This window comes from Vibrio rotiferianus (assembly GCF_002214395.1).
GTDB classification, from domain to species: Bacteria; Pseudomonadota; Gammaproteobacteria; order Enterobacterales; family Vibrionaceae; genus Vibrio; species Vibrio rotiferianus.
The window spans coordinates 3034735-3060786 of record NZ_CP018312.1 but is presented as its reverse complement, the minus strand read 5'-3'; the positions used below and the strand labels follow the sequence as shown (position 1 = coordinate 3060786).

General features: G+C 46.9%; 20 protein-coding genes and 5 tRNA genes. 17 read left to right on the top strand and 8 right to left on the bottom strand.

All coding sequences use genetic code 11. The annotated features are described in order from the left end of the window. Positions 1–11: 11 nt before the first annotated feature. Genes vmeD through BSZ04_RS23335 form a run of 3 tightly spaced genes read right to left on the bottom strand, consistent with a single transcriptional unit; the run spans position 12 to position 4852 of the window. Positions 12–3134 carry a multidrug efflux RND transporter permease subunit VmeD gene (vmeD, locus tag BSZ04_RS23345; RefSeq protein ID WP_038887247.1) on the bottom strand — a complete coding sequence of 1041 codons (3123 nt, stop codon included), beginning with the start codon at positions 3132–3134 and terminating at the stop codon, positions 12–14. 11 nt (positions 3135–3145) lie between these two features. Continuing rightward, on the bottom strand, positions 3146–4252 hold the full coding sequence (vmeC, locus tag BSZ04_RS23340; protein WP_010444839.1) for a multidrug efflux RND transporter periplasmic adaptor subunit VmeC: 1107 nt from the start codon (positions 4250–4252) through the stop codon (positions 3146–3148). Between the two features lie 18 nt (positions 4253–4270). Continuing rightward, positions 4271–4852: a TetR/AcrR family transcriptional regulator gene (locus BSZ04_RS23335; RefSeq protein WP_010444841.1), complete on the bottom strand. Its 582-nt coding sequence runs from the start codon at positions 4850–4852 to the stop codon at positions 4271–4273. A gap of 170 nt (positions 4853–5022) precedes the next feature. Here BSZ04_RS23335 and rep point away from each other — a divergent pair, with 170 nt between their 5' ends. After that, positions 5023–7038: a DNA helicase Rep gene (gene rep / locus BSZ04_RS23330; protein ID WP_088881495.1), complete on the top strand. Its 2016-nt coding sequence runs from the start codon at positions 5023–5025 to the stop codon at positions 7036–7038. A gap of 72 nt (positions 7039–7110) precedes the next feature. Here the strand turns inward: rep and BSZ04_RS23325 are convergent, their stop codons facing one another. After that, entirely contained in the window at positions 7111–7524 is a 414-nt protein-coding gene (locus tag BSZ04_RS23325) for a c-type cytochrome (RefSeq protein WP_010444846.1), read from the bottom strand. Positions 7525–7885: 361 nt separating this feature from the next. Here BSZ04_RS23325 and BSZ04_RS23320 point away from each other — a divergent pair. The 5 genes from BSZ04_RS23320 (at position 7886) to BSZ04_RS23300 (ending at position 8489) form a co-directional block, all read left to right on the top strand. Next, positions 7886–7962 (top strand) — tRNA-Arg (locus BSZ04_RS23320). Positions 7963–7995: 33 nt separating this feature from the next. Next, positions 7996–8071: transfer RNA gene (locus BSZ04_RS23315), tRNA-His, on the top strand. Between the two features lie 76 nt (positions 8072–8147). Continuing rightward, positions 8148–8224: transfer RNA gene (locus BSZ04_RS23310), tRNA-Pro, on the top strand. Between the two features lie 48 nt (positions 8225–8272). After that, a tRNA-His gene (locus BSZ04_RS23305) sits at positions 8273–8348 on the top strand. Between the two features lie 64 nt (positions 8349–8412). Next, a tRNA-Pro gene (locus tag BSZ04_RS23300) sits at positions 8413–8489 on the top strand. Between the two features lie 338 nt (positions 8490–8827). Here BSZ04_RS23300 and BSZ04_RS23295 read toward each other — a convergent pair. After that, complete coding sequence (locus tag BSZ04_RS23295) at positions 8828–9553, bottom strand: HAD family hydrolase (protein ID WP_088881494.1); 726 nt, start codon at positions 9551–9553, stop codon at positions 8828–8830. Between the two features lie 686 nt (positions 9554–10239). Here BSZ04_RS23295 and BSZ04_RS23285 point away from each other — a divergent pair. The 9 genes from BSZ04_RS23285 (at position 10240) to BSZ04_RS23245 (ending at position 19792) form a co-directional block, all read left to right on the top strand. Continuing rightward, positions 10240–11955 carry an ABC transporter ATP-binding protein gene (locus BSZ04_RS23285; protein WP_005434636.1) on the top strand — a complete coding sequence of 572 codons (1716 nt, stop codon included), beginning with the start codon at positions 10240–10242 and terminating at the stop codon, positions 11953–11955. 105 nt (positions 11956–12060) lie between these two features. Further along, positions 12061–13614 (top strand): ABC transporter substrate-binding protein, encoded by a 1554-nt coding sequence (locus BSZ04_RS23280; RefSeq protein WP_038887253.1) that lies wholly within the window; start codon positions 12061–12063, stop codon positions 13612–13614. Between the two features lie 146 nt (positions 13615–13760). Next, positions 13761–14738, top strand: coding sequence for an ABC transporter permease (locus tag BSZ04_RS23275; protein ID WP_010444857.1), 978 nt, complete (start codon positions 13761–13763; stop codon positions 14736–14738). Positions 14739–14740: 2 nt separating this feature from the next. Beyond that, positions 14741–15697 carry an ABC transporter permease gene (locus tag BSZ04_RS23270; RefSeq protein WP_010444859.1) on the top strand — a complete coding sequence of 319 codons (957 nt, stop codon included), beginning with the start codon at positions 14741–14743 and terminating at the stop codon, positions 15695–15697. A gap of 148 nt (positions 15698–15845) precedes the next feature. Beyond that, positions 15846–16772, top strand: coding sequence for an SPOR domain-containing protein (locus tag BSZ04_RS23265; RefSeq protein ID WP_088881493.1), 927 nt, complete (start codon positions 15846–15848; stop codon positions 16770–16772). Between the two features lie 133 nt (positions 16773–16905). Then, entirely contained in the window at positions 16906–17913 is a 1008-nt protein-coding gene (locus BSZ04_RS23260) for a substrate-binding domain-containing protein (protein WP_088881492.1), read from the top strand. Between the two features lie 39 nt (positions 17914–17952). After that, complete coding sequence (locus BSZ04_RS23255; protein ID WP_010444865.1) at positions 17953–18879, top strand: LysR family transcriptional regulator; 927 nt, start codon at positions 17953–17955, stop codon at positions 18877–18879. Between the two features lie 203 nt (positions 18880–19082). Further along, positions 19083–19460, top strand: coding sequence for an SMR family transporter (locus BSZ04_RS23250; RefSeq protein WP_010444867.1), 378 nt, complete (start codon positions 19083–19085; stop codon positions 19458–19460). Positions 19461–19462: 2 nt separating this feature from the next. Beyond that, positions 19463–19792 (top strand): SMR family transporter, encoded by a 330-nt coding sequence (locus BSZ04_RS23245; RefSeq protein WP_010444869.1) that lies wholly within the window; start codon positions 19463–19465, stop codon positions 19790–19792. A 298-nt stretch (positions 19793–20090) separates the two neighbouring features. Here the strand turns inward: BSZ04_RS23245 and edd are convergent, their stop codons facing one another. Then, complete coding sequence (gene edd, locus BSZ04_RS23240; RefSeq protein ID WP_088881491.1) at positions 20091–21887, bottom strand: phosphogluconate dehydratase; 1797 nt, start codon at positions 21885–21887, stop codon at positions 20091–20093. Then, positions 21884–22405: a gluconokinase gene (locus BSZ04_RS23235; protein WP_010444873.1), complete on the bottom strand. Its 522-nt coding sequence runs from the start codon at positions 22403–22405 to the stop codon at positions 21884–21886. The genes edd and BSZ04_RS23235 overlap by 4 nt, the downstream gene beginning before the upstream one ends. 152 nt (positions 22406–22557) lie before the next feature. Here BSZ04_RS23235 and BSZ04_RS23230 point away from each other — a divergent pair, with 152 nt between their 5' ends. Beyond that, a complete protein-coding gene (locus BSZ04_RS23230; protein WP_071234810.1) occupies positions 22558–23934 on the top strand; it encodes a GntP family permease in 1377 nt (458 codons plus the stop codon). A 9-nt stretch (positions 23935–23943) separates the two neighbouring features. After that, positions 23944–24555: a bifunctional 4-hydroxy-2-oxoglutarate aldolase/2-dehydro-3-deoxy-phosphogluconate aldolase gene (locus BSZ04_RS23225; protein ID WP_042600482.1), complete on the top strand. Its 612-nt coding sequence runs from the start codon at positions 23944–23946 to the stop codon at positions 24553–24555. A 120-nt stretch (positions 24556–24675) separates the two neighbouring features. Here BSZ04_RS23225 and gorA read toward each other — a convergent pair whose 3' ends face one another. Continuing rightward, a complete protein-coding gene (gene gorA / locus BSZ04_RS23220; protein WP_010444881.1) occupies positions 24676–26031 on the bottom strand; it encodes a glutathione-disulfide reductase in 1356 nt (451 codons plus the stop codon). Between the last annotated feature and the right edge of the window lie 21 nt (positions 26032–26052).

Sequence of the window (26052 nt, the reverse complement as noted above, 5' to 3'; positions counted from 1 at the left end):
GTGCTTTATGCTTACTTGTTATCAGCTAATTCGCGATGAGCAGCTTTTGCTTCATCCACTCGAGCTAGCTTTTCCAAGTCTTTGTCTTCAACAAATACTGGCAGTGGCTTGTGTTTCTCAGCTAGGTAGCTGTAAATCACAGGAAGTACGAATAGCGTAAACAGTGTACCGATCGCTAGACCAGCAACGATTACGATACCGATACTGAAGCGCTGAGCCGCACCTGCACCCGTTGCATACATCAGTGGGATCAGACCTGCAATCATCGCCGCCGTTGTCATCAGGATCGGACGTAGACGAACTTTCGCCGCTTCCATTACCGCATCGATACGAGACAGTTTGTTGTGTAACTGCTCTTCCTTCGCTACCTCACAGATCAAGATACCGTGCTTGGTAATCAGACCAACCAGAGTAATCAAACCAACCTGCGAGTAGATATTCATCGAGGCCGTACCCCACGCCAGAGCGATCAATGCACCACATACTGCTAGTGGTACCGATACCATGATTACAATTGGATCGCGGATAGATTCAAATTGAATTGCCAGTACCAAGAAGATGATTGCCAGTGCCAAACCAAATGTGGCGTATAGTGCGCTACCTTCCGTTACAAACTGACGAGCTTCACCCATGTAGTCATGGTTGTAGCCTGCAGGTAGCTTGCTCTGTGCGATATCTTCGAACCAATTTATGGCATCACCCATCGCAACACCTGGTGATGGTACTGCACCAACTGTAGCAGAGTTCAACTGGTTGAAGTGAGGTAGAGAGCGAGGCTCTGCGACCACATCAATAGTAATCAAGCTACCAAGTGGCACAGCTTTACCATCAACAGAACGTACGTAGTAGTTCTTCATTGACTCTGGGTTTAGACGCCATTTACGTTCAACCTGAGGGATTACCTCATAAGAACGACCATTTAGGTCGATACGGTTTACGTAACCATCCGCCATCATAGTGCTTAGCGTTACACCAATATCTTGCATGGTCACGCCGTACGCGCCAGCTTTGTCCTTATCAATGCTGATCTTCATCGTTGCTGAATCGTAGTTTAGATCCAAGTCCGAGTAGACAAACATCGGGCTAGTTGACACATTCGCTAGAATATCACTTGCGATCGTAAACAAGCTTTCAAAGCTATTTGGCGTAGTAATAACGAACTGAATAGGCAGACCTGAACCTGCACCAGGAAGTTCTGGCATCTGGAATGCAGTAACAGACATACCCGGTACCTGAGAAACTAGCCCACCTACGCGTTTAGTTATCTCTGCTTGGCTCGCCTCACGTTCACTCCAAGGTTTTAGAGTCGCAAGACCGAACGCTTGGTTGGAGTTTGGTACACCGTTAAACACCTGAGCGTATTCCACTTCTGGTTGATCAGACAGAATCTTGTTTACGTCATTCATGGTATTTTGGATGTAATCCAAGTTCGCGTTTGATGGTGCAGTACCCATCAGTACGACAACGCCTTTATCTTCTGAAGGAGCTAATTCACTTGGAATGAACTTAAACAGAATTGGGAGCGTTGCGAATACGATGATCGCGAAAGCGATGATCACTGGGCGGTGCGCCATAACAGCGGTCAGCATTTTCTCGTAGCGGTTGGTCATGCCATCCAATACGTGATGTACTTTTTGTTCAAACTTGCTTGGCTCTTCATTTGCCTTAAGCATTTTTGAACACATCATCGGCGACAGAGTCAGAGCGATGATACCAGACACAAATACCGCACCAGCTAGGGTTAACGCGAACTCTTTAAATAGTGAGCCTGTGATACCGCCCATTAGCGCGATCGGTGCGTATACCGCACCTAGTGTCAGCGTCATTGCAATTACTGGTACCGCAATCTCACGTGTACCGATGATGGCTGCGCGGAACGGCGATTCCCCTTCCTTGATGTGGCGGTCGACGTTCTCAAGAACCACGATCGCATCATCCACCACCAGACCGATGGCGAGTACCATTGCCAGAAGTGTCATCAAGTTCCACGAGAAGCCCATCGCCTGCATTACCATCGCAACACCAATCAATGATAGTGGGATAGTAACGATAGGGATAATTACCGCTCGGAATGAACCAAGGAATAGGGTGATAACCACCAGTACGATGATCGCCGCTTCAAGAATGGTTTTCACAACTTCGTGAATTGATTCGTTGATAGCGATAGTAGAGTCGTACATCACGTTCATTTTGATGTTGCTTGGCAAGTTACGCTCTAACTGAGGCAGTAGCTCTAGCACATCTGCAGCGATGTTGATCGGGTTGGCACTTGGTGCCGCGTTAATCGCAGCAACCACCGCTTCCTGACCGTTTGCACTTGCGCGGTAAACATCGTGGCTCTTCTCTAGCGTTACTTTTGCAATATCGCCAAGACGAATTACGTCACCGTCACCCGTTTTTACAACCAGTGCTTCTAACTCGGCAACATTCGATACCTGAGTATCAGCACTACCGTTGTAAAGAACGAATTCACCTGTTGCTTGACCGGTCGCTGATTGGTAGTTATTGGCATTTAGAACGCCCATCACATCTGTTGCGGTCAGCTTAAGTGCACCCATTTTCGCTGGATCTAGCCATACGCGTAATGCGTATTTCATACCACCGTATAGGTCAACTTTTGATACACCGTTAACCGTGAATAGCTGTGGGTTGATTACACGTTCAAGGTAGTCGGTGATCTGGCTTGAAGACAGCTCATCACTAGTGAAACCAATATACAGAACCGCCGTTGTTGAACCCGTAGACATGGTTACTGTTGGATCTTCCGCTTCTTTTGGAAGCTGTGAACGAACCGAGTTGGTTTTGGCCAGAATATCAGATAGTGCTGCATTCGGATCGGTGTTCAACTTCATGTTGACGGTAATGGTTGATTTACCAAGTACCGACTGTGAAGTCATGTAGTCGATATTATCGGCCTGAGCCACCGCTTGCTCCAAAGGCTGGGTAATAAAGCCTTGGATCAAGTTGGCGCTAGCACCGTAATAGCTAGTAGTTACTGTAACTACCGTGTTTGTCATTTCAGGGTATTCACGAACCTGCATTTTGAAAACGGCTTGTAAACCAAGTAACGCAATCAAAAAGCTGATCGATACCGCTAAAACTGGACGTTTAATAAAAACATCAGTAAAGCGCATGATGCCTCCAATTAAAGCATTGGTGTTTCAGCAGGTGGTGTCAGTGCCGAATCTTCAACGATGGTCACTTTCGCATGGTTACTTAGACGGATTTGCCCCGAAGTTACCACCACATCACCTGGTTTCACGCCTTCTAGAATATGCGCGATGTCTTTAGTGCGTTCGCCAACTTTTACTACGTGTTGTTTAACGCGTTTTTCACCATCTTCTTCAGTCACGATGTACACGTTGTCACCGTAAAGCGTAAACGTGATAGCCGTTTGCGGTAGCGTTACTTGGTTCTCTAACTTAGGCAGAATAATGTTTGCACGCGCAAACATACCGCTGCGAAGTTTGCCATCGCTGTTTGGAATGTCAGCTTGAACTTGGATCAGACCACTTTGAACGTTAACCGCAGGTTCGATTGCCGAGATAGAACCTTTGAAAGGTCTGTCTGGGTAAGCATCAACGAAGATATCCACTTCTTGATCAAGTGTGATACGAGAGATATCTGTTTGCGGCACAGTGAAGCGCAGACGCATGACGCTAGTGTCTTCAAGGCGTACGATATCGGTACCTGCTTGTAGGTACTGACCAAGGTAAACGTTACGAATACCAACAACACCAGCAAAAGGTGCTTTGATTTCACGGCGGTCGATGGTTGCCTTCAGGCTCTCGATATCCGCTTTAAGTGAGAAGTAGTTTGCTTCAGCTTCGTCATACGCTTCTTTAGAGATAGAGCCTTTCTTGAAAAGACCTTGGTAGCGTTTGTACTTCGCTTGAGCTGCTGGTAATTTTGCTTGAGAGCTCTTAAGGTTAGCCTTTTCTACCTCAGAATCTAGGTGTACTAGAGGTTGGCCTTCTTCAACTTGAGTGCCTGAATCGAAAGAAATCTTATCAATGACACCGCTGGTTTCATTCGCAACAGTGACACCTTGGTTCGGCTCGATAAAACCAATCGCTTCGATCACCGGAATCCAATCAACCGCTTTTACATCTGTGACGGTTACTGGAAATTCTGGCTCTGGACGATTCGCCATGTATTCAGCAATTTTCTGTTGCTTGAATAAGTTGAAACCTATCACGCTACCGAATAGTAGAATTGCGATAAGCAACATAAAGAAAGTCCACTTTTTCATTCTATTAAGAACTCCAAGTTAGTGTTTAATAATTGCATCCCAGCTGGCTTCAACGGCTGCTTCCAGCGCATCGTCATCCAGCTGATAAAATCCCAAAGCATGTTTTCTAGCAAGCGCAACACTAGCTTCGAAACTCAACCCTGAAAGAATTTCGTTATCAAGAGGTTTGAATACCCCTTCCGCTTTGCCTTGATTAAAAAGACGATCTACTTGGGCAAACATTTGTCGTTCAAGTTCCCTAGTATTTCCACGACTTGCACAAGGCAGTGATTCATATTGGACACGATTGCTTAAAGTGTCTAAGTTTGAACCAGCAAGGTGCCAAATGTTGAGCCACATAGTGCGGTAACGCTCTTTCAATGGCATATCGTCAGTCACATCTGCTTGAACGGCGTCCGCGATACGTTTAGTAACAGTAAGACGAACTTCTTCCAAAAGATGTTCTTTATCTGAGAAATATCGGTAAATCGTGCCTGCAGCGACACCGGCTTCAGTCGCAAGTTTTTGCATGGAAAGACCATGAAAACCTGACTCAGCGATTAAGCGTTCAGCAGCTGTAATGATTTGCTGGTATTTATCTCCAGTAGTGTTATTGGTCATAACCCCACCACCCAATGAATGAACGTTCATTCATTATAGCGTAAAGACTGGTCACTTATGCAACAAAATGTTGCAACTATCCGTGTAAAATTTACGAGAAAATCAGCGTAGCTTTCCCACGGTCACCCCTTTATCATAGGCGCCACTATTTCCACCCGCAGAGAATTTTTATGAAGCTGAACCCTAGACAAGACGAAGCCGTTAAGTACGTATCAGGCCCATGCTTGGTGCTTGCTGGGGCTGGTTCGGGTAAAACTCGTGTAATTACCAATAAAATTGCTTATTTGGTTCAGCAGTGTGGCTATAAGGCTCGCAATATTGCTGCGGTAACCTTTACCAACAAGGCGGCGCGTGAAATGAAAGAGCGCGTTGGTCAGACGTTGGGTAAGAGTGAGTCGAAAGGTCTGATGGTCTCGACCTTTCACACTTTGGGGCTCAACATCATCAAGCGTGAGTACAAACATCTCGGCTTAAAAGCCGGTTTCTCACTGTTTGATGATCAAGACCAGCTTGCGCTTCTTAAAGAACTGACAGAAAAGCAGCTAGATGGCGACAAAGATCTGCTGCGTCAGTTGCTAAGTTGTATCTCTAACTGGAAGAACGACATGCTGACACCAGAGCAAGCCAAAGCGTTGGCTCAAGGTGAGCAACAACAGCTGTTTGCGTTCTGTTTTGATATGTATCAGAAGCAGATGAAGGCGTACAACGCGCTCGACTTTGATGACCTGATTTCTCTGCCAGTGCAATTGCTACGTAACAATGAAGAAGTGCGTCAACGTTGGCAGAACCGCATTCGTTACCTATTGGTGGACGAATATCAAGATACCAACACTAGCCAATATGACTTGGTGAAGTTAATCGTTGGCGAGCGTGGTCGTTTGACCGTAGTAGGCGACGATGACCAATCTATCTATTCATGGCGTGGTGCTAAACCGCAAAACTTAGTATTGCTTGGTGAAGATTATCCAAATTTGCGCTTGATTAAGTTGGAGCAGAATTACCGCTCGACCAGTCGTATTCTGCGTGCGGCAAACATCTTGATTGCCAACAACCCTCACGTGTATGAGAAATCACTGTTTTCGGAAATTCCTGACGGTGAAAAACTCAAAGTGCTGTTGGCGAAGAATGAAGAGCACGAAGCAGAACGCGTAACGGGTGAATTGATTGCGCACAAGTTCCTAAACCGCACCGATTATAAAGATTACGCGATTCTATACCGTGGTAACCACCAGTCACGTCTGATTGAAAAGTCACTGATGCAAAACCGTGTGCCATACAAACTGTCTGGCGGCACGTCTTTCTTTGCTCGTGCGGAAATCAAAGACATCATGGCTTACCTACGCGTGTTGGTGAACCCAGATGATGACAATGCATTTCTACGTATTGTGAATACGCCCCGTCGTGAAATTGGTCCCGTGACTCTAGAGAAGCTAGGCAGCTACGCCAATATGCGTGGTAAGAGCCTGTTTGAAGTCAGCTTTGAGATGGGACTGGAGCAGCACCTTACTGGCCGTGGCTTAGAAAACCTGCGCCGTTTCACGCAATGGTTGGTGGCGATTGCTGATCAAGCAGAGCGTGGTGATACGGTCGAAGCGGTGCGTTCGCTTGTGCGTGATATTCATTATGAAGATTGGCTATACGAAACCTCAGCAAGTCCGAAAGCGGCAGAAATGCGCATGAAGAACGTTTCTGATCTCTACTCGTGGATTGTGGCGGATTTAGAAGGCGACAACTATGACCAAGAAGAGAAAACGTTAAAAGAGGTCGTTCAACGCCTTACTCTGCGTGACATGATGGAGCGGGGTGAGGAGGACGAAGACAGCGATGCCGTTCAGCTAATGACATTGCACGCGTCGAAAGGTCTAGAATTTCCTTATGTTTACTTGATTGGTTCGGAAGAGGGTATCTTGCCGCATCAAACCAGTATTGATGAAGACAACGTTGAAGAAGAACGTCGACTAATGTACGTGGGCATTACTCGAGCTCAGCGTGAGCTTACCTTTACTATGTGTAAAGAGCGTCGACAGTTTGGTGAGCTGCTTAAACCAACTCAAAGCCGCTTCTTGGATGAACTGCCATTTGATGATGTTGAATGGGAAGCAAACAAGAAGCCAGTGTCGGCAGAAGAACGCATGGCAAAGGGCCAAGCACACATCGCCAATATTCGAGCTATGTTTAAGAAGTAGAACAACGTTGTTCTAACTTGCTTAAAACAAAAAGGCTTGCCAAGTGGCAAGCCTTTTTCGTTGATGTCTTTATTATAGACCTTCAATCATGTGGTCGATTGCCGCGATGATTTCGTCATCAGAACAATCCATACACGTGCCTTTTGCAGGCATTGCATTGAAGCCTTGGATTGCGTGGTTGTTCAACACGTCTTTGCCTTGTGCAATACGCGGCGCCCAATCTCCAGCATCACCAGTCTTCGGTGCGCCGTTTACGCCAGATGCGTGGCAAGCAATACAGAAAGTACCATAAACTGACGCGCCATCGCGGGGACCAGTTGGTTCTGCTTTTACTGGTTCTGCACCTGCAAGATAAACATCACCGACAGGCTTGATGCGTTCTGCGATCGCATCGTATTCAGTTTGGCTGATGTCAGAAGCTAAAGCTGCCGTAGAAAAAGTTAAGGCAGCGAACAAAACGCTAATCATTCGTCGAGACATATCCATTAAACCCACTTCACATTCCAAAGGTAAGTGACTTACCTATTTATATAGTTAGAGTATTTAGCGCGGTTAGAGACAGTTTCGATGCATGGCTTGAATACTATGCAGAATACCATCTCTAACAGTCTAAAGTGATTGAACAATCTGGTTGCGACTGTTAAATCAATGTAAATAATGGGTGATTATATCCCGATAAGTTGTTGCAATAAACAACAAGTTATCCATGACAGGGCGTGAATCACATCAAAAATTCACTTTAAAGGCAGATAACTGTCGAAAAAGAGACCAAACGAGAAAAAAAGTAAAAAAAGTACTAGACGGCATAGTGTGATATCCGTATTATTCCTCTCCGCCGATGGGGCATGCGCCCGTAGCTCAGTTGGATAGAGCGTTGGCCTCCGGAGCCAAAGGTCGAAGGTTCGAATCCTTTCGGGCGTGCCATTCCGGAATACAAATTAACGGCACAAAATAGTGGTGGCTATAGCTCAGTTGGTAGAGCCCTGGATTGTGATTCCGGTGGTCGCGAGTTCGAATCTCGTTAGCCACCCCATTATTTAGGTAACTCATTAAATTAATGAAGTTTCCAGTTTTGATTCAGATATCCCAAGAGTCGAAACAAAATTCGTCGGTGAATAGCGCAGCTTGGTAGCGCATCTGGTTTGGGACCAGAGGGTCGGGGGTTCGAATCCCTCTTCACCGACCACTATTTAGTTTATGGCTATAATAGAGCGGTAAACAGTAAAAATTGATGGTGGCTATAGCTCAGTTGGTAGAGCCCTGGATTGTGATTCCGGTGGTCGCGAGTTCGAATCTCGTTAGCCACCCCATTAATTTAGGTGACTTCTTAGTTGAAGTATCCAGTCTGATTTGAGAGAATCAGCAAATACAGTTCGGTGAATAGCGCAGCTTGGTAGCGCATCTGGTTTGGGACCAGAGGGTCGGGGGTTCGAATCCCTCTTCACCGACCACTATTAGAAAGCCTGCTTTTTAGCAGGCTTTCGTCGTTTTAGAGCTTATGATCTCGCTTTGACTAGATTAGTCGGCGATATTTCAATGGATTTGAACCCAAGTGGGGGTTCGCCTGAAGTTAGAATATGGCTCTTCACCGACTACGATTTAAAGCTCCAGTCGAAAGACTGGGGCTTTTTTGCATTTCCCACCCTCAAAAATCTGCATTCCATTTCAAAGTCACCACAAATGTACAGCTCTGGGAGCTTTTGACCACCCATGATCCAAATGCTTTTCGAGCTGATAAAAGAAACCCCAGCACGATAGCTGGGGCTTTGTATTTCTTGAGTTGAGCGCTTTATTGAGCGAGCGTTTTTAGAATTTCTTTGAGCTCAACCGTCTCTTTCACTTCATAGCTTGGTTTGACATCGGTTGGATTCGCTGTGCCTGCCTCGTTAACCCACACACTCAGAATGCCCATGTTGTTGGCTCCCGCAATATCTGCGGGTAGAGAATCACCAATATGAATCGCTTCTTCTGGTTTCGCATCAACAAGGTTGAGTGCTTTTTGGAAGATGCTTGCAGCAGGCTTCTCTTCTGGCTCTTCGCCACCCACGATGATGTGATCCACCCATTCGTGCATCTGCGTCGCTTTGAGCTTAGGATGCTGGGAGAAGATCGGCCCGTTGGTGATCACCACTAAATTGTAGTGCTGGCGAAGCTCGGTCAGCATCTCCTTCACGCCAGGGAAGAAGGTAAAAGCGCCCATTCGAGCTGAGTCGAAGAAGCTTTGTGCCTGCTGCGCTTGTTCGCCGTCGATCTCGATCCCTTGCTCTGCCAGGATGGTTTGAATTAAACCACAGCGGAAAGCATTTTCATCTGGTAATAGAGCAATCAGCTGAGGAAATTCGTCATTGAGCTTTTTGTATACGCCTTGCAAGTAGCGCTGAACAAAGGCAGTTGAATCGGCGACTTGTGGGTATGTTCGAGCTATCCAATCAGCAAACTCTTGTCCTGCCACTTTATCGGCTTGGGATGTGCCACATAAAGTTTCGTCCATATCAAAAAAAATCGCTTTAAGCACAAGGGCTCCTTTATTCACTACTCAGCGTTGAAGTTTGATTATCTCTTATCTCATCCAAAATGACAGAGGAATGCGCAAAATTACCGCTTCAACTTGTGATTTTTTACCTTGAATTAGGTAGGCCACTCCGAATTTCTGACAGCAACAAAATTGCTTTAATCACAAAACCGCATAACAGACGCATAACTTAAGTTCGATGGCATATTTCATGTGTTTTGCAAAACTGCTCACGTTTTAGCCTTACCGTTGGTGAGTGAATTTTGGCTTTTTATGTATGCAGACTATTTTGTTAGTAACATTTTATGTCGAAAAGTCCTAATAAGAACGGAATATTGTTTGGTAAATGTTAATGATGACACGTGAATAATAGGGATACTATCAATAGTGAGCTTATGCGTAAATTTAGAGCATTTTTCTGTTTTTAATGGTGCGTGGCGCACAAAAATGGTGTGTTATGAAAATGGTTAAATACTTGTTAATGCATTTCTATTCGCTCATTGTGCGTGTAATTAATGTTTTTTCGGCGGAATATACTTTAATTGTTGCTTTTTTGTGTAATTTTTGCCAAATTGTCTCCGCATTAAGATTTCAGAGTATTATTCTGAATTTGAACGGATTCATTCAGGTGATGAATGGCGCTTTTATGGCGCGATTTAATACCACAGACAAGGCAGTAGAGGTCTGAAATGTCACTATTAGAGGTGAAAAACCTTCGTATTGAATATCCATCCCGTCACGGTGTCCATGCGGCCGTGAAGTCGCTTTCCTTTCATATTGATCGTGGCGAGATAGTGGGTGTTGTTGGCGAATCAGGTGCGGGTAAATCCACCGTTGGTAACGCCGTTATTGATTTGCTTAGTCCCCCGGGACGCGTTGCTAGTGGCGATGTGTACCTTGATGGGGAGAAAATTTCTGGTTTAACACCGGAAGCGATGCGTAAGGTTCGCGGCTCTAAGATTGGCTTTATCTTCCAAGATCCAATGACCTCACTTAACCCTCTATTTACGGTTGAGCAGCAACTGAAAGAGACCATCCACGCCAATATGAAGGTGTCGGATGAAGAGGCGTATCAACGCGCACTTTCTCTTATGCAGCAGGTTGGCATTCCTCAACCGGAAAACCGCCTAAAACAGTACCCACACCAATTCTCTGGCGGTATGCGTCAGCGTGTGGTTATTGCTATCGCACTGGCTGGGGAGCCAGATTTGATCATCGCCGATGAACCAACCACGGCACTCGACGTATCAATCCAAGACCAAATCCTAAACCTTATCCGCGAACTGTGTATCAAGAACAACGTCGGTTGTATGTTGGTGACGCACGACATGGGTGTGGTTTCAAACGTGACTGACCGTGTTGCGGTTATGTATCGCGGTGATTTGGTGGAGTTTGGTCCAACCGCTAAGGTATTGGGCGATCCTGATCACCCATACACACGCAGCCTAATTTCAGCCGTTCCTCGTTCTGATATCAAACTCGATCGCTTCCCGTTGGTAAGCTATATCGAAGAAGCGACAGAGCTACAAGAACTGGACATTAAGAACCACTGGCTAGGTCAAAGCCAAGATCAGCGTGAGTACACGGGTCCTCTATTGGACGTGAAGAACGTGAATCTGCGCTTTGTGACCAAAGATTCGTTGTTTGAAAGCCGCCGCGAATACGTGCAGGCCTCGAACAATGTCAGCTTTGAAGTGCACGAAGGCGAGACGTTTGGCTTGGTGGGTGAATCTGGCTCAGGTAAATCGACCATTGCACGTGTGATTGCTGGTTTGTACGAACCAAACTCAGGACAAGTAAGTTTTGAAGGCATTGACCTAACGGCACTGAAATCAGAAAAAGCGCGTCGTCCGCTGCGTCGTCAAATGCAGATGGTCTTCCAAAACCCATACACCTCAATGAACCCGCGTATGAAGATTTTCGACATCATCGCGGAGCCAATTCGTTTCCATAAGCTCACTAAGAATGAAGCGGAAACGCGTCAGATTGTGAATGACCTACTTGATCACGTAGGTTTGGGCAAAATGGCTGGCGTGAAATACCCTCATGAATTCTCCGGTGGTCAGCGTCAGCGTATCTCAATTGCGCGTGCACTGGCGACCCGTCCTCGACTACTGATTTGTGACGAACCGACATCAGCGCTAGATGTATCGGTACAGGCACAGATTCTAAACTTGCTGAAAGATCTGCAAAGTGAGCTCAACCTTACCATGCTGTTTATTAGTCACGATTTACCTGTGATTCGTCAGATGTGTGACCGAGTGGGTGTGATGCAGATGGGTACGCTACTGGAAGTAGCGCCAACCGAGCAGCTATTTACTGCTCCTCAGCATGAATACAGTAAGAAACTGATTTCTCTGATGCCTGAGTTCACAGGTTTGAGAGAAGAGATCAAAACGGCATAAACCAAGTTTTTCGCTTGGCTGACCATCAAGGTCAACAAACCTTAGTCATAACAAAGACGCAAACACAACAAGGGATTCGAATTCCCGCATGAAGGAGTTATGCAAATGAAAACCATGAAAAGCAAATTAGCAGTGGCGCTAATGGCAGCAGGTCTAAGCTTTAACGCATTGGCAGCAGATATCAAAGTTGGCTACGCCGCTGACCCAGTATCGCTAGACCCGCATGAGCAGCTATCAGGCGGTACGCTGCAAATGTCACACATGGTATTTGACCCACTAGTTCGTTTCACTCAAGAAATGGATTTTGAACCTCGTCTAGCAGAAAGCTGGGAGCGTGTGAACGATACAACGGTACGTTTCAAGCTTCGCCAAGGTGTTAAGTTCCACTCAGGCAATGCTCTAACAGCAGATGATGTGGTGTGGACTTTTGAGCGTCTACAAAGCTCTCCAGACTTCAAAGCGATCTTCGACCCGTACGAGAAAATCGTGAAGGTGGATGATTTTACGTTTGATCTAGTAACTAAGGGGCCATACCCACTAGTTCTACAAACCGCAACGTACATTTTCCCAATGGACAGCAAGTTCTACTCAGGTCAGACGGCAGACGGCAAAGATAAGTCTGAGCTAGTGAAGCACGGTAACTCATTTGCATCGACTAACGTATCTGGCACGGGGCCATTCATTGTGACTTCACGTGAGCAGGGCGTAAAAGTGGAATTCGAACGCTTTAAAGATTACTGGGATAAAGCGTCGAAAGGTAACGTTGATAAGCTAACGCTTGTTCCGATCAAAGAAGACGCGACTCGTGTAGCAGCACTGCTTTCTGGTGGCGTTGACATGATTCATCCAGTAGCACCAAACGATCACAAACGTGTGAAAGATGCAGACGGCATCGATTTAGTGACGCTACCAGGTACGCGTATCATCACATTCCAAATGAACCAAAACAGCAATGAAGCACTGAAAGATGTTCGCGTTCGCCAAGCGATTGTTCACGCAATCAATAACGAAGGCATCGTGAAGAAGATTATGAAAGGCTTCGCTACGGCAGCTGGTCAACAGAGCCCTGCTGGTTACGTAGGTCACGATGACAAATTGGTTCCTCGCTACGATCTGAAGAAAGCGAAACAGCTGATGAAAGAAGCGGGTTATGAGAAAGGCTTTACGCTGACCATGATGGCGCCAAACAACCGTTACGTGAACGATGCGAAAGTTGCGCAAGCGGCGGCAGCAATGCTGTCTAAGATCGGCATCAAGGTTGATCTGAAGACGATGCCTAAAGCGCAATACTGGCCTGAGTTCGACAAGTGTGCGGCAGACATGTTGATGATTGGTTGGCACTCAGATACGGAAGATTCAGCGAACTTCAACGAGTTCCTAACCATGACTCGTAACGAAGAAACGGGCCGTGGCCAGTACAACTGTGGTTACTACTCAAACCCAGAAATGGACAAAGTGGTTGAAGCGGCAAACGTAGAAACGGATCCAGCGAAACGCGCTGAAATGCTGAAAGGTGTAGAAGCGACGCTATACAACGATGCAGCATTCGTACCGCTACACTGGCAAAGTGAAGCGTGGGGCGCGAAGTCTAACGTGAAAGCAGCTGACATCGTTAACCCAATGGTAATGCCTTACTTCGGTGACCTAGTGGTTGAATAATCACGGTTAGTCGATTTTGAGGAGGGATAGGTGTCCCTCCTCAACTTAAAGCACTCGACTCAGTTTTGTTTCAGTCGGACTGAGTTGGTTTTACAGACTGAATTTTCTCTCTGAATAGAGATCTATGGATAGTTAAGGGGCAAGGAATGTTTTCGTTTCTGGTCAAGCGCCTGTTTCAGGCACTGATAGTGATGTTTGTGATCAGTTTGGTGGCGTTTGCCATTCAGGATAACCTGGGTGACCCGCTGCGTGAGCTTGTAGGTCAGTCGGTTTCAGAATCGGAGCGCCAAGCGCTGCGTGATGAATTGGGCCTGAACGATCCCTTTATCACAAAGTACACTCGCTTTGTGGGCAATGCGCTACAAGGTGATTTAGGTACATCTTACTTCTTCAAGCGACCTGCAGTTGAGGTGATTCTCGACAAGCTGGTGGCAACATTAGAGCTCGTATTTGGTGCGACGCTGATTATTGTTTTTTTATCGATTCCGCTTGGGGTGTACTCTGCGATTCATCCGAAGAGTATCTTTACTAAATTCGTTATGGCGATGAGTAGTGTCGGTATCTCGATTCCGGTGTTCTTAACTGCGATCATGCTGATGTACGTCTTCTCCATAGAGCTCGGTTGGCTACCTTCCTACGGGCGGGGTGAAACCGCTAATGTGCTCGGTTGGGAATCAGGCTTCTTTACCATTGATGGCATCAAGCACTTGATTCTACCTTGTGTGGCACTGGCTTCGATCATGTTGCCGTTGTTCATCCGTTTGGTCCGTTCAGAAATGCTGGAAGTACTGAGCTCGGAATACATTAAGTTCGCCAAAGCAAAAGGCCTGAACTTAAACAAAATTTATTACCAACATGCACTTAAGAACACCATGCTACCAGTTCTGACGGTTGGCGGTGTGCAGATTGGTACTATGGTGGCTTACACCATCCTGACGGAAACCGTGTTCCAATGGCCGGGCACTGGCTTTCTTTTCCTAGAGGCAATCAACCGTGTAGATACACCGTTGATCACTGCCTACGTTATCTTTGTTGGTCTGATCTTCGTGGTAACTAATACCATCGTTGACCTGCTGTACGGCATCATCAACCCAACTGTGAACCTAACTGGAAAAGGAGCTTAATCATGAGCCAATCAAGTGTAACACCAGCTCAGGAAGCCGCTCCATCGGCGTGGCAACGTTTCAAAGAGTCGGATTTCTTGTACTACTTCAAACGCGACAAAGTTGCGATGGCGAGTTTTACCGTCTTTATGATGTTCTTAGTGTTGGCGTTGGCTGCGCCAATTCTGGCACCGACAGACCCGTATGATCTGACGTCTATCGACATCATGGATTCTGAGTTGCCACCGTCTTGGATGGAAGATGGCGATGAGCGTTTTGTGTTGGGAACTGATGAGCAAGGCCGCGATATTTTATCGACCATCCTTTACGGCTCTCGCCTGTCTCTGACTATCGGCTTCCTTGCGGTTGGTCTTCAGTTGGTACTGGGTATCATCATTGGTTTGTCTGCAGGTTACTTCGGCGGTCGTATCGATAGCTTCCTGATGCGCTTTGCAGACGTACAGTTGTCGTTCTCGACCATGATGGTAGCGATCATCGTGTCAGCTATCTTCAAAGCCAGTTTTGGCAGTGATTTCTATAGCCAATACGCGGTAGTCATGCTGGTGGTGATCATCGGGGTGGCAGAATGGCCGCAGTACGCACGTACCATTCGTGCTTCGGTACTGGCTGAGAAGAAGAAAGAATACGTCGAAGCGGCGCGTGTTATGGGCTTTAAAGCACCTCGCATCATGTTCCGCCATATCCTACCGAACTGTCTATCGCCAATCTTGGTTATCTCGACGGTACAGGTAGCAAACGCAATCATGTCGGAAGCGGCACTGTCATTCCTAGGTCTGGGTCTGCCAGTCGACCAGCCGTCACTGGGTGCGTTGATCAGCATCGGTTTTAACTACATCTTCTCAGGTGCTTGGTGGATTACTGCCTTCCCAGGTATCGTACTAGTAACACTAGTGTTGGTGATCAATCTCTTGGGTGACTGGTTACGTGATGTATTCAACCCCAAAATTTATAAAGGTTGATCTCAGTAGTTAAGAAAACAACAAGTTGAGTATAAAATACGAGCTGGATGAAAATCCGGCTCTTTTTTTGCTTGTTGTTTTATCATTCATGTTTTATTGACGCTTTGTCGCGATAATTTCATCACTAAACCTTATTAGAGTGAAGCGTATGGAAATGAAGAAGGCGCTTAAGCCATCACGTATCGCCCATCCAACTTTGAGCTTAGCTATACTGCTAGCCTGTGCGCCGTTCGCAGAGACGGTGAGTGCACAAGAATTCCTGTGCCAGGCGACGCAAGCGAGTCACCAAGAGTTGCCTGTTCTGGATAAGACTTGTCCTATTGGGAAGGGAGTATGGGGAAAGAAAGTGCCGCAAGGAGGCAATTTATTTTGGGTTCAATGCGGTTTGTTACCTAAAAAAATGCCGTTAGCCAAAGCTAAGCCACTCTATAACAAAATCAGTACTGATGTTTGGATGAAGCCGGAAGACAAAGGGTTCCGCTGTTTGATTGGGCCGTACAAAAGTTTTGAGCAAGCGAGCACAGATTTAGTCCAAGTTAGGACCGTATCTGGTTATAAAGAAGCCTTTATTCGTGTGGTGGGAGCAAACATCTCTGAGCCAGTGAAGAAGACTAAGAGCGTAAGCAAGCCGAAGCCAGTGGCTAAGAATACCTCTGCGTTCGAGCCAAAGCCGGCTGCTGTAAACGTGCCGGAGGCAACCCCTTCTACAAAAGTGAAGCCAGCAGAACCTGTGAGTGTCAGCAACAATGTTGAAGTGCGATTGAAGGCCATCTTACAAGGTAAAACTTACGTCGTACCTTACTTGCTTGATGCAGGAAATCAGTTTTACATGGAATATGGCAAGCCATGGAATCGCTTGAGTTATGCAAGCTCACAACAAGTATGTGGTGAGTTAGGGATGGGCTTAGTATCTTCATCTGAGTTCAAAGCTTTACGCGATTCTGGAGTGATGGAAAAGAATGAATGGCCTCTGCAACTGCCTTATTGGGGAGAGAATCGGTTGGGATTATTCGCTGATCGTGAGCCGAACCCATTAACAGGCATATCACTACTCAATGTCATGTGCGTCAAATAACGCAGTCCCGATATAAGCCTCGCAATGCGAGGCTTATTACTTACTAGCTTGCATAAAAGAACAGCGCTGCTTGTTCAAGTTTGACTGACTGGGCATAATGTTACATGTAACATTACTGATAATTTAGATATTTATGGCTCAACAGAATAAGAAAGCACGAACGACGCTACAGGATGTCGCAGATAAAGTTGGCGTAACTAAAATGACGGTCTCGCGTTATATGCGTAACCCAGACTCCGTGGCAGAAAAAACACGGGTGAAGATTGCTGCGGCGATTGAAGAGATGGGTTACATCGAGAACCGAGCGCCAGCGATGTTGTCGAAGTCTTCCAGTAAAGCGATCGGCATCTTGCTGCCTTCATTGTCCAACCAAATTTTTGCGTCTTTTGTTCAGGGCATTGAAACAGTCACCAAAGCCAATGGCTACGAAACCCTCCTTGCACACTTTAGCTATGATGAATTGGAAGAAGAGCGCAAGATTGCCTCTTTGCTTTCTTACCAAGTCGACGGCTTAATCCTGACGGAAAGCCATCATACTCAGCGCACGTTGCAGATGATCAAGAATGCAGGCGTACCAGTAGTGGAAACGATGGAATTGCCAGAATACCCGATTGATATGGCAGTGGGGTTGGATCATGAAGATGCGGCTTATAACGTGGTGAAGCGTATGTTGGGGTCGGGAAAACGTACGATAGTCTACTTCGGAGCTCGCCTAGATACGCGTACCAAGCTACGTATGAAAGGTTATGATCGTGCGATGACAGAAGCAGGTTTAGAGCCCAAGCATATATTAACTGGCGAACACTCAAGTTTCTCTTTGGCATCTGATCTACTAGAACGCGCTTTAAAAACCTATCCAGATCTGGACGGTGTATTTTGTACCAATGATGATATCGCAATCGGTACTTTATTAAATGCACAGCAACTTAATATCAAAGTACCAGAGCAACTTGCCATTGTTGGCTATAACGCATTAGATATCGGTCAAGCCATTAGTCCCAAGTTAACCAGTGTCGATACTCCGCGTTTTGCAATCGGAGAGAAGAGTGCTGAACTGCTGATATCACGCCTCAAGGGTGAGGAGCAAGCTGATACCATTGTCGATATGGGCTATCAAATAACCGCAGGCGAGAGCGTCTAACTCACCCTAGTTTTCTCTATCTTTGACAAAGGTACTTATATGCCACACCAACTTGATGCGCTAGATCTTAATTTAATGCGCCTGCTCAAAGCCGTGGTGGAAAACCGCAGTATCAAGTTGGCGGCAATGCAGCTTGGTATCTCACAGCCGAGTGCTAGTCGAGGGGTGATGAAACTCAAAAATGTATTTGATGATCCACTGTTCGTGCGCAAAGCTCATGGGGTTGAGCCCTCACCAATGGCGATTCGCTTAGCGGCAGAGTTCGATAACATGCTATCACCGCTGGAAAAAGTGGTGCAGGAGTTCTCTGAATTTGATCCACTCGACTACCAAGGTCAGATTGCGATTGTGACGGATCCATATCTGATGGACGAACAAGGTCAACGCCTTCTGCGCGGCTGCCATCAGGCGTTTCCTCAAGCCTCGTTTGCTTTCTCAAGTTGGAACATCTATTCCCAAGATGAGATGTTAGAGGGCGAACACGACTACTGTATTCTCGATCAAGAAACTGAATTGTCGAAAGACATCTACATGCGCCCTCTGTTTGTCGAGAAGCGCGTGATTTTGGCGCGTAAAGACCATCCAACATTGTCGCAAGTCAGTAATGACTGGGGAACGGTGTCGAAATTGCCGCTGGTATCGCTACCTGGGCCTGCGTCATACAATCCGCTGTGTACAGTGGAATCGGAATATCGTCGCATGGGTTACGAACCTGTGGTACTGCTCAAGTCCTACAATTTGCGTGTTGCTTGCCAAATGCTGCTTGAGACTGATGCCATTATGTACGCCAGCCAAAGCACTGCGCATTTGATGCATGAACTCGCCTCTTATCCAATGCCGATGGTAAACCGCGAATTCAGCCAATTTGTTGTCTCGGGTGGCTATTTGCAGACGTATCGTAACCATCCATTGCATCGTCATTTGCATCAAGTGGTCCAACAAACCCTCAATACACCATTAACGTGATCTCATAGACAAACAATCCCTGAAGATATTCAAAAATGAATATCTCAATTACCTGTCTGTTTCGCTGAAGAAGGGCTAATCTGACTACAAATAGTCAGGAGAAGCGGCTCTTTTTATCTTATCAATTCTTTGAGTGTCTGATCATTGAAAGGCATTCACCATTCTCCGTTATGCAGTTTTTTAATTTCTGGGGAGGATGAACCATGCTTATTGCACGTCTATTTTTATTGCTCGCCATCGTTGCTGAAGTGGCCGGTACCAGTACCATGTCATTTATCGGTGAAAGTAACGCATGGGAAGGCTATTTGGTGATGTATGTTCTGATCGCCATTTCTTATTATTTCTTATCAATTGCGGCAAAGAAAATTTCCATCGGTGTGGCGTACGCGACATGGGAAGGCGTAGGTATTGCCTTGATTACTCTCGTTTCTATCGTTTTGTTTGATGCCAATTTAAGCACACAGCAGTTGCTTGGTTTGGCGCTGGCAGTAGTCGGTATCGTGTGTGTGACGCTAGGCGAATCACACGGTCAGCCTCAACAAAAAGCTGAGTTGCCGCACTCATCGAATGCGAGGTGTTAATCATGAGCCAATTCTTTACCGTTTCATTTGGATTTGTGGTGTTGGCGGCGTTAGTCGATATCATGGCGAACATGGCGCTGACTCGCTCGAAAGGCTTTGAGCACAAAGGCTGGGGCGTTATCGCAATAGTGCTAGTGATGGCGGCATTTACCTTACTTGCCCAAGCCGTAAAAGAGATCGATCTTGCTATCGCTTACGCCTCTTGGGGGGCGATAGGTATCTTAGGTACCGCGATTGGTGGTGCTTTGCTGTTCAAACAAAAGCTTAAGCCGATTGGCTGGTTTGGTATCTTTGTTGTGATTGCGGCGGTTGTGGTGATGAAGACGGCTTGATGTCGTTTGCTGAATCCCAAAGCTCGTCATTCTGAACGGCGAGGGACGAGCGTGATTCAGAATCTACCAACAAAAAGTGCTGTGGCAGAGATGTTTCTTCTCGCTTCACAGCACTTTGATAGTAGATTCCTGATCTCGCTTAGGCTCGTCATTCTGAACGGCGAGGGACGAGCGTGATTCAGAATCTACCAACAAAAAGTGCTGTGGCAGAGATGTTTCCTCTCGCTTCACAGCACTCTGATATTAGATTCCTGATCTCGCCTAAGCTCGTCGGAATGGCGGGATCTTTCTCTCCGTCTTAAACAATAAAGCTTGCGCCTTCTTCTGCGCTCGAAACGCTTTGACGAATCACGCTAAAGAAACCACGACCCCAAGTCTGTTGCTTGGCTTCAGTATCCACCTCTAACAGTTCCCGACCCGTAACGTCGCTTAGGTTATTCAGTTCGCCAGTTTGGCAATCAACGCGGATGATGTCGCCATTGCGCACCAAGCCAATCGCGCCGCCACGAATCGCTTCTGGAGATACGTGGATTGCTGATGGAATCTTACCCGATGCACCAGATAGTCGACCGTCCGTCACTAGCGCGACTTTAAAGCCCGCTTTCTGCACGTTGCCGAGAATTGGCATCAGTTTATGCAGCTCTGGCATGCCGTTCGCTGCAGGACCATTGTGCGTCACGACCACGATGCAATCTTGGTTTAGCTCACCGCGTTTGTATGCCGCTTCCACTTCGTGTTGGCATTGGAATACGATCGCTGGCGCTTCGATGATGCGCTGATCTTCTTTTACCGCAGATACTTTCACCACGGCTTTACCCAAGTTACCGTGAAGTACGCGAGTACCACCGGTGTTTTGGAAAGCTTGCGTTGGCGCAGCAATCACTTCGCCGTCTTGGCTGCCACCACATGGTGTCCAAGTTAGTTTTCCGTCGACTAGCGCAGGTAGCGTCATTTGGTCTTTGAATTCGCCGAATACTGGTTTCACGTCACGATGAAGCAAGCCAGACTCGTCCAAACGATGCAATAGAGCAGGTACGCCGCCCGCTTCTTGGAACGCGTTCATGTCAGCTGGACCGTTCGGGTAAACGCGCGCCAACAGTGGCACCACTTCAGATAGGTCACTGATGTCTTGCCATGTCAGAATCAAACCCGCAGCACGCGCCACCGCCAACATGTGGATAGTGTGGTTGGTGCTGCCGCCCGATGCCAACAGCGCGATAATGCCGTTGATGAGGCTCTTTTCTGTGACAACTTCAGACAATGGACGGAAATTGACTGAACCTGCATTCATTGCCGCGATTTTAAGAGCCGCGTGATCAGTCAGCGCCTTACGTAGCTCAGTATGTGGATGGATAAATGCTGAACCTGGCAGCATCAAACCCATGGCTTCAAACACAAGTTGGTTAGTGTTTGCGGTTCCGTAGAAGGTACACGTCCCCGCCGAGTGGTAAGCACGACACTCCATATCAAGCAGTGCGTCTTTACCTACTTCGCCCGCCGCGTATTTTTGGCGAACGTCTACTTTCTCTTCATTGCTAATGCCTGTTGCCATCAAACCTGCTGGCACAAACGCCGTTGGTAGATGTGCGTAAGACAGCGCGCCCATCAGTTGTCCCGGTGCGATTTTGTCGCAGATACCCAGCAGCAAGGTCGCATCGAACACATTGTGGCTCAGTGAAAGTGCCGTCGATTGAGCAATTAAGTCACGAGAAAACAGTGACATGTCCATGCCCGCTTGACCTTGAGTCACGCCATCACACATTGCCGGAACGCAGCCAGCAACTTGTGCGGTGTGACCATAACCAGACAGTACTTGCTTGATTTGATCAGGGTAGTGTTGGTACGGCTGGTGGGCACTCAACATATCATTGTAAGCACTGATCAGCGCCACATTGGAATGAGTGAAATCCAGAATATTTTTCTTTTCAGACGAACAGGATGCTGCAACAGCGTGAGCGAGGTTGCCACAAGATAGGCCGACGCGACCTTTACCTGTTTCTGCTTGGACTTCGGTGCGAGCAAGAAACGCCGCACGTGCTTCTTGGCTGCGCTCAACTAAGCGTTGAGTAACGTCTAAAACTACTTGATGAGTCATGCCATCGCCTCATCTTGCGTTAGGATGAGTTCCGCAGCGTTCGATACGACTTCTTCGATGGTTGCATCAATGCTGACGAAAATGGTGCGAGGCTCATCTTCTGGGCGCTCTAGCGTTTCAAATTGGCTGTTGACCATGTTCTCTTTCATGAAGTGACCTTGGCGAGCACGCATGCGCTCAAGGATCAGTTCTTTGCTGCCGTCTAGGAAGAGGAAGCTTACGTTCTCGTTGCCTTCGCGGATTTGGTCACGATAAATCTTTTTTAGTGCCGAACAGACAATAATGCCGTGCTCGTTTTTGCTTTCTAAGCTATAAGCAGCGTCGCGGATACGTTCTAGCCAAGGTTTGCGGTCGTCGTCGTTCAGAGGCTGACCTGATGCCATTTTCTGAATGTTTGCTCGTGGGTGAAGATCATCACCATCAATGAATTTACGTCCCAGCTTCTTCGCCAAGTGCTCACCAATTGTGGTTTTGCCACTCGCACAAACGCCCATAACGACGACACTACTACCAGCCATAACTTATCCTCATAACAAATTTGCGCGTGATCTCAATTTTTGAATTCACTTTAAAATATGGGTTTATCTTATTCATGTTATCGGTAACATGTTACCGGTAACTCAAATAAATGTGAACCACAACACAAACAATAATTCTTAAAGGTGAACCCATGGAACAGCTAACCCAAGCTCCAGACCCTACGTTCCTACTAACGATTGCAGTCCTCGCGATTGCGGCGTTACTTGTATTGATTATTAAGCTCAAAGTGCACGCGTTTGCTTCGCTTACGGTAGTAAGTTTAGGTACAGCGCTGGCGACTGGTGTATCTTCTGACCAAGTAGTTCCAACCATGATGAGTGGTTTCGGTGGCACACTGGCATCTGTTGCTTTGCTGGTTGGTCTTGGTGCAATGATCGGTAAAATTTTAGAAGTGACTGGCGGCGCAAAAGTGCTGGCAGATACTTTGATTGGGCGCTTCGGTAAAGAGCGCGCACCATTTGCATTGGGTGTCGCGTCATTGCTGTTCGGCTTCCCAATTTTCTTTGATGCTGGCCTAGTCGTAATGATGCCAATCATCTTAAGTGTGGCAGCACGCTTTGGTGGTTCGCCAATCAAATACGCACTACCAGCAGCAGGTGCATTTGCAGTGATGCACGGCTTTGTTCCTCCGCATCCAGGTCCAGTTGCAGCAGCAGAATTCCTAGGCGCAAACATTGGTCTACTGCTTGTTGTTGGTATCCTAGTGGCTATTCCAACTTGGTACCTAGGTGCTTACCTATTTGGTCTGTATGCAGGCAAGAAATTCGATATCCCGCTATCAAAAGCCTTCTTCAACGGTGATACGCAAGTTGAAGATGCACAACTGCCAAAATTTGGCACAGTAATGACCATCCTAGTGCTGCCTGTACTGCTAATCTGTTTAGACACAGTATTGAACACGCTAGCAGTTGCGGGTGTGATTGATGGCAAAACAGCACTGGTTGAGTTCCTACGTATGCTAGGTAAAACGCCAGTTGCACTACTGATTACCTTAATCGTCTGTCTTGCTGTGTTTGCAAAAGACTACGGCATGGCGAAACTTGAGAAGCTGTGTGGCGATTCATTGGCGCCTATCTGTGGCGTTATCCTAGTAACTGGTGCGGGCGGTATGTTCGGTGGCGTACTGCGTGCAAGTGGTATCGGTGATGCACTTGCAGACGTATTAACTGACACTGGCATGCCAGTGATCGTAGCGGCGTTTGTTATCTCTACCTGTCTGCGCGTTGCTCAAGGCTCAGCAACCGTGGCACTAACGACAACTGCAGCACTTATCGCGCCAGTAGTGGCAGCATCAACTGGTTTGAGCGAGCTAGACCTGTGCTTTATCGTTATCGCGATTGCAGGTGGTGCAACAGTGCTTTCTCACTTCAACGATTCTGGTTTCTGGTTAGTATCTCGTCTACTAGAGATGGATGAGAAAACAACGCTAAAAACTTGGACGGTAATGGAAACTTTACTTGGTGGTATCGCATTTATTATCGTAGCAACATTAAGCTTTATTCTTTAGAGGTTACCCATGACAACACTTGAACAACGATTAAGAGAAATCAAAATCGTCCCAGTTATCGCAATCAACGATGTAGCACACGCTCTGCCACTGGCAAAAGTGTTGGTAGAAAACGGTTTACCATGTGCGGAAGTGACATTCCGCACTGAAGCGGCGGCTGAGTCGATCCGCATCATGCGTGAAGCGTACCCAGAACTGCTGATCGGTGCTGGTACAGTACTGACAACTGAGCAAGTGGACATCGCGATTGACGCTGGTGTGGACTTTATCGTGAGCCCTGGTTTCAACCCAACGACAGTGAAATACTGTCAGCAACGCAACGTGACAATCGTACCGGGTGTGAACAACCCAAGCTTGGTTGAGCAAGCAATGGAAATGGGTCTACGTACTCTGAAGTTCTTCCCTGCTGAGCCATCAGGCGGCGTAAACATGCTTAAAGCACTAACTGCAGTTTACCCAGTGGAGTTCATGCCTACAGGTGGTGTAAGCCCATCTAACGTGGAAGATTACCTAGCGCTGAAATCGGTTGTCGCTTGTGGCGGTACTTGGATGGTTCCAACCGCTATGATGGACAATGGCGATTGGGAAGGTATTGCTGAATTGGTTCGCGCAGTTAAGTAAAACGCGCAAACGACTCCTAAATCCCCCCTAACGTTTAAAACGTGAATAGAAAAGGGTCATCAAGTAATTGATGACCCTTTTTGTTTATCTGCTTAAATCAGCAAAGTGATTCGCGTGTGATTAACGCATCGTCACGAACTCTTCAGAACCCGTTGGGTGGATAGCCACAACAGAGTCGAAGTCTGCTTTGGTTGCGCCCATCTTCATTGCTACGCCGAAACCTTGAATCATTTCATCAACGGTAAAGCCGATGCCGTGTAGACCAACAACCGTTTCTTCTTCGCCAGCACATACTAGCTTCATCTTACATGGTTGACGGTGCTTAGTGACTGCTGTGTACATCGCAGTAAAGCCAGACGTGTAGACTTTGATGTTGTCTTTGCCGTACTTCTCTTCTGCTTCTTGAGTCGTTAGACCGATAGTGCCGATTGGTGGGTGGCTGAATACCACAGTTGGTACCAAATCGTAGTCCATCTTCGCGTTTGGTTTGTTGTTGAACAAACGCTCAGAAAGTTGACGACCCGCTTTAACAGCCACTGGTGTTAGCTCGATACCGCCTTCCATGATGTCACCTACACAGTAGATGCCTTTCACGTTAGTTTCTTGGTACTCGTCTACCTTGATGTAGCCACGATCGTTCGTTGCAACGCCAGTTGATGCTAGGTTGATAGCGTCAGTTGCTGGGTGACGACCGATTGCCCAGATTAGGGTATCAACGTTTTGGCTCTCGCCGTTTTCTAGGTGCAGAGTTAGGCTGCCGTCTGCTTCTTTTACCACTTCTTTTGGAACAGAGTGGGTGTGTAGCGTTGGGCCTTCTGCGTCCATCACTTCTACTAGCGTTTCGATGATCATTGGATCGAAGCTACGCAGTGGTGATTCTTTACGGCAGAATAGATGTGTTTCTGTGCCTAGTGCATGCAGAACGCCGGCGATTTCTACCGCGATGTAACCTGCACCGATCACTGCAACGCGTTTTGGTTGCTCAGTAAGCTCGAAGAAGCCGTTTGAATCGATGCCGTATTCTGCGCCTGGAATGTTTGGAATCGTTGGACGACCACCCACTGCGATCAGGATGTGATCCGCTGTGTAGTGTTCACCGTTTACTTCTACCGTTTTCTCGTCAACAAACTTAGCAAAGCCTTTGATAACATTTACTTTGTTGTTGCCAAGAACGCGATCGTAAGATTGGTGGATACGACCAATGTAAGCTTGACGACTCTCAACCAGTTTGCTCCAGTCGAAACCTTTTACATCTACATCGAAGCCGTAGTCTTCTGCGTACAGGTTCATTGCTTCTGCAACTTGCGCGCCGTGCCACATTACTTTTTTAGGCACACAACCAACGTTTACACAGGTACCGCCAAGGTCTTGAGCTTCGATAAGCGCTACTTTAGCACCGTACATTGCCGCACGGTTTGCTGATGCAATGCCGCCGCTGCCGCCACCGATACAGATATAATCAAAATGAGTCGCCATTACTTTCTCCAAGAGCTTATT

Excerpts from the sequence above, each read along its gene's own strand:
- vmeD (WP_038887247.1), bottom strand. The coding sequence starts at position 3,134 with ATGCGCTTTACTGATGTTTTTATTAAACGTCCAGTTTTAGCGGTATCG.
- vmeC (WP_010444839.1), bottom strand. The coding sequence starts at position 4,252 with ATGAAAAAGTGGACTTTCTTTATGTTGCTTATCGCAATTCTACTATTC.
- BSZ04_RS23335 (WP_010444841.1), bottom strand. The coding sequence starts at position 4,852 with ATGACCAATAACACTACTGGAGATAAATACCAGCAAATCATTACAGCT.
- rep (WP_088881495.1), top strand. The coding sequence starts at position 5,023 with ATGAAGCTGAACCCTAGACAAGACGAAGCCGTTAAGTACGTATCAGGC.
- BSZ04_RS23325 (WP_010444846.1), bottom strand. The coding sequence starts at position 7,524 with ATGGATATGTCTCGACGAATGATTAGCGTTTTGTTCGCTGCCTTAACT.
- BSZ04_RS23285 (WP_005434636.1), top strand. The coding sequence starts at position 10,240 with ATGTCACTATTAGAGGTGAAAAACCTTCGTATTGAATATCCATCCCGT.
- BSZ04_RS23280 (WP_038887253.1), top strand. The coding sequence starts at position 12,061 with ATGAAAACCATGAAAAGCAAATTAGCAGTGGCGCTAATGGCAGCAGGT.
- BSZ04_RS23275 (WP_010444857.1), top strand. The coding sequence starts at position 13,761 with ATGTTTTCGTTTCTGGTCAAGCGCCTGTTTCAGGCACTGATAGTGATG.
- BSZ04_RS23270 (WP_010444859.1), top strand. The coding sequence starts at position 14,741 with ATGAGCCAATCAAGTGTAACACCAGCTCAGGAAGCCGCTCCATCGGCG.
- BSZ04_RS23265 (WP_088881493.1), top strand. The coding sequence starts at position 15,846 with ATGGAAATGAAGAAGGCGCTTAAGCCATCACGTATCGCCCATCCAACT.
- BSZ04_RS23260 (WP_088881492.1), top strand. The coding sequence starts at position 16,906 with ATGGCTCAACAGAATAAGAAAGCACGAACGACGCTACAGGATGTCGCA.
- BSZ04_RS23255 (WP_010444865.1), top strand. The coding sequence starts at position 17,953 with ATGCCACACCAACTTGATGCGCTAGATCTTAATTTAATGCGCCTGCTC.
- BSZ04_RS23250 (WP_010444867.1), top strand. The coding sequence starts at position 19,083 with ATGCTTATTGCACGTCTATTTTTATTGCTCGCCATCGTTGCTGAAGTG.
- BSZ04_RS23245 (WP_010444869.1), top strand. The coding sequence starts at position 19,463 with ATGAGCCAATTCTTTACCGTTTCATTTGGATTTGTGGTGTTGGCGGCG.
- edd (WP_088881491.1), bottom strand. The coding sequence starts at position 21,887 with ATGACTCATCAAGTAGTTTTAGACGTTACTCAACGCTTAGTTGAGCGC.
- BSZ04_RS23235 (WP_010444873.1), bottom strand. The coding sequence starts at position 22,405 with ATGGCTGGTAGTAGTGTCGTCGTTATGGGCGTTTGTGCGAGTGGCAAA.
- BSZ04_RS23230 (WP_071234810.1), top strand. The coding sequence starts at position 22,558 with ATGGAACAGCTAACCCAAGCTCCAGACCCTACGTTCCTACTAACGATT.
- BSZ04_RS23225 (WP_042600482.1), top strand. The coding sequence starts at position 23,944 with ATGACAACACTTGAACAACGATTAAGAGAAATCAAAATCGTCCCAGTT.
- gorA (WP_010444881.1), bottom strand. The coding sequence starts at position 26,031 with ATGGCGACTCATTTTGATTATATCTGTATCGGTGGCGGCAGCGGCGGC.